We start from the raw sequence: 3379 nt of genomic DNA on the forward strand, positions 1-3379 counted from the left end.
GCGGCCCGGTGACCGACGCCCCGGTGACCGACGCCCCGGCAGTTGACACCCCGAGCACCCCCGCGCCACCATCCCGCCGATGGAGATCGCCGACCTGACCCCTGCCGAGCGCCGTGTCTGGGAGGCGTTCCCGCTGGGCGAGGGCGTTGATATGCGCGAGCGCGCCGACGACGACCCGGCGGCCGGTGGGTCCTGGGGGCCGGAGCGGACCGTAAGGGCCGAGGTATTACGGGCGTTGCTGGTCGACGGGCCGAGCCGGGGCGGGGAGATAGCGGGGCTGAAGCTGGCGGGTGCGCGCGTCACCGGGCAGCTCGACCTCAGATACGGGTCGGTCCAGCACCCCATACGGCTGCGGTCCTGCCACTTCACGCGGGGTCCGATGCTCTACGGGGCGGAGCTGCGTGCCCTGGTGCTCAGCGATTCGGTGCTGCCCGACCTCACCGCGGGAGCGCTCCGCGTCGATGGGGTGCTGCGGATGAGCGGCTGCCGTATCGCGGGCCCCGTAAGGCTTGCGGGGGCCCAGATCGCCGGGGCGATCTTCCTCGACGGGGCGCGTCTCGGCGTCTCCCCGGACGCCCCCGATGTCTCCGCTGCATGCCACGCCCCCGATGGCGCGTTCCCCGACGCGCTCCAGGAGCCGGCACTGGAGCTCAACCACGTGGTCGTGGGCAACGACATAGCGGCGGCCGGGCTCGTCTGCCACGGCCAGGTCCGGCTGAACGGGGCCACCGTCACCGGTGAGGCCAACCTCGACGACGCCCTGCTGCACCATCCCGGCCACACTGCCCTGCACGCCGAGACGCTGTCGGTCGGCACCGACCTGCGTGCCATGCGGCTGCGCGCCCATGGGCGGGTCAACCTCAGCGGCGCCAGAATCCCCCGTCATCTGAACCTCGCGTACGCCCGGCTCTCCAACCCCGGCGGCCAGGCCCTGCGCGCCAGCAGTTGCGTCATCGGCGAGCTGTGGCTGCGCGAAGCCGCCCCGATCGAGGGCGCGGTGAACCTCCGCGGCTCGCAGATCGATCTGCTGCACATCGCCCCGGAGACGTGGCCCGACCGAGTCAGGATCGACGGCCTCAGCTATCGCAGGCTCACCCCCGACCTCCCCGCCGAACAACGCCTGACCCTGCTGGCGCGCGAGGAGTCGGGCTATCTGCCGTACGCCTACGAGGAGCTGACCGCCGCCTACCGCACCGCCGGCGATGACGCCGCCGCCCGCACGGTGCAACTGGCCAAGCTCCGCCGGCACCGCCGCACCCTTCCCCGGTACGCCAGGGCCTGGGGCCATCTCCAGGACCTCACCGTCGGCTACGGCTTCCGTCCCATGCGCGCTGCCGGCTGGCTGCTGACCCTTCTCCTCACCGGCACCCTCGCCTTCGCCCTGAACCACCCCCGCCCCCTGAAAGCGGATGAGGCGCCCGATTTCAACCCCGTCTTCTACACCGTGGACCTGCTCCTGCCGATCACCGATTTCGGTCAGCAGTCGGCCTTCGCGCCACAGGGCTGGTCCCAGTGGCTCTCCTACATCCTCATCGTCACCGGCTGGATCCTGGCCACCACCATCGCGGCGGGCGTCACCCGCTCCCTGAGCCGCCAATAGCGGTCCGGCCGGACGGATACGTACCGCCCCGACGCCATCTTTGCCGCCGCACCGGCGAGTTGAGGTCGACCCGCGGCCCGACCTGCTCGGTCGGCAGGCATGAGCGGAACCGGTCCTCTCCTGCGTACAGACAGAACCTCATGACGGCGCCCAGTTGGCGCGCGTCATCGATGTGCCGTTGGCGAACTCGTCGTTGTCACGCAGTGCGTCACTCACCGCGGGCGGCAGGGCGTTGTGGGTCAATACGAGTGCGCTGAGCGTCAAGGACATTCCTCCTGAGACTAGGAAGGATTCAATGCCAGGGCCCCGCGACGGGGCAGTGATCGACTCGTAGCACCGGAGAAAGCAGGAAGCATGATGAAGAGGAACGCGGCTCTGGCGGCAAGCGCTCTGGCCATCGTGTTCGGCGCCGCGGTACCGGCAACGGCCGCGCCGACGACGGCCGCGTCCCGCACGGGGACGTTCTACGGCACCTATCAGCACTCCGACGGGTGCGTGTACCTGCGCTCCGCGGCCGGATACCACTATCTGTTGGAGGGCTACACGATGGGTGGCAACGGCGGCCTGTACAAGAAGGGCGGCGGCTTCATCGCGTACCCGGGCTGGAAGATCGCGGCACACGGCACCCAGTACAACAAGACCAGCACCACGTTGTGCACGACGTGGGGTGCCTACCGGAGGATCAAGGCAACATCGATCTACGCCTACTGAACGGTGTCCTGCCCGGTCTGGGCTCGGGCATGGCCAGGACTCGCCCGACGCCAGGACCCGGTGAACGACGACAGCCGACGGGAGGCCATGGGCCACATGGACCGGCTGCACAAGCGCCGAAGGCAGGGAACTGCCGTCAACGACTGCCGTCAGACCACCAGCTCAGCGGCACCACCCCCGACTTCAGACCTCCTGACTGAAGAGGTCTACCGGAAGCAGATCCGCCCGCTGATCCAGACCGGGGCCACTGCGATGGACGGCGTCTTCGGTACGACCCCGCCCCTGAAGCGGTAGTCACGCAGTGAGTCACGCACAACGAATCAGGCCCGGTACTGACTCCTTCTGTTCTAGTGGTCGTCGCAACACCCCAGTTCAGGGGATGCGATGGACTTCAAGATCCGGGAGTTGCGGACCGTAGCTCAGGGACGTAAGAAGCTGCTGCGTGAGCGGGAGGCATACTTCCAGCTCATGCAGCAGGGCCTGAGCAACAGCAAGGCATGCCAGATCGTCGGCATCAACCCGAAGACCGGCCGACGATGGCGCAACGGTCGCAGCGCCGACCGCAAGCAGAAGGCGGCACCTCCGGTCCGACCGACGGTGCCGCCTTCTGGCGCGTCCCGGTACCTGCGCGACGACGACCGGATCTACATCGCCGACCGGCTACGGGAGAAGGCCACGATCCGGGCGATCGCCGCTGAACTCGGCCGCAGCCCGTCCACCATCAGCAGGGAGATACGCCGGAACCGGACCGTGGGAACCCGCGGCAAGTGGCACTACCGTCCACACGCTGCCCAAGCCCGGGCCGATGCGCGCCGCCCCCGCCCCAAGCCCGGGAAGATCGGCCAGAACCCCGAACTGCGTGCCTTCATCCAAGACCGTCTGGACCTACGGTGGAGCCCTGAGCAGATCTGCCAGGCCCTGCACAACCGTTTCCCCGACCGGCCGGAGATGCACGTGGTCCACGAGACCGTCTACCAGGCCCTCTACGTCCAGGGCCGGGGCGAACTACGCCGCGAACTCGCCAAGGCACTGCGGACCGGACGGGCCCGGCGCAAGCCCCGGCGGCAG

4 protein-coding genes and 1 pseudogene are annotated in these 3379 nt (G+C 69.1%); 4 read left to right on the forward strand and 1 reads right to left on the reverse strand.

All coding sequences use genetic code 11. The annotated features are described in order from the left end of the window. Positions 1 to 79: 79 nt before the first annotated feature. The gene (locus KN815_RS30405; protein WP_216345082.1) at positions 80 to 1600 is read left to right on the forward strand and encodes a membrane-associated oxidoreductase; all 1521 of its coding nucleotides are present in this window, start codon (positions 80 to 82) and stop codon (positions 1598 to 1600) included. Positions 1601 to 1738: 138 nt separating this feature from the next. On the opposite strand, the gene KN815_RS51670 is transcribed toward KN815_RS30405, so the two are convergent. After that, positions 1739 to 1864 carry a hypothetical protein gene (locus KN815_RS51670; RefSeq protein WP_301184663.1) on the reverse strand — a complete coding sequence of 42 codons (126 nt, stop codon included), beginning with the start codon at positions 1862 to 1864 and terminating at the stop codon, positions 1739 to 1741. A 90-nt stretch (positions 1865 to 1954) separates the two neighbouring features. Here KN815_RS51670 and KN815_RS30410 point away from each other — a divergent pair, with 90 nt between their 5' ends. The 3 genes and pseudogenes from KN815_RS30410 to KN815_RS30420 all read left to right on the forward strand — a co-directional run. Then, positions 1955 to 2311 carry a hypothetical protein gene (locus KN815_RS30410; protein WP_253209332.1) on the forward strand — a complete coding sequence of 119 codons (357 nt, stop codon included), beginning with the start codon at positions 1955 to 1957 and terminating at the stop codon, positions 2309 to 2311. Positions 2312 to 2503: 192 nt separating this feature from the next. After that, positions 2504 to 2605: pseudogene (locus KN815_RS52350) on the forward strand (site-specific integrase); the annotation flags it as partial. Between the two features lie 90 nt (positions 2606 to 2695). Further along, positions 2696 to 3379: helix-turn-helix domain-containing protein (locus tag KN815_RS30420; RefSeq protein ID WP_216345083.1), on the forward strand; the 684-nt coding region annotated here is incomplete at its 3' end.

This window comes from Streptomyces niphimycinicus (genome assembly GCF_018883605.1).
Classification (GTDB): Bacteria; Actinomycetota; Actinomycetes; order Streptomycetales; family Streptomycetaceae; genus Streptomyces; species Streptomyces niphimycinicus.

Coding starts and splice junctions, on each gene's coding strand:
- KN815_RS30410 (WP_253209332.1), top strand. CDS start 1,955: ATGATGAAGAGGAACGCGGCTCTGGCGGCAAGCGCTCTGGCCATCGTG.
- KN815_RS30405 (WP_216345082.1), top strand. CDS start 80: ATGGAGATCGCCGACCTGACCCCTGCCGAGCGCCGTGTCTGGGAGGCG.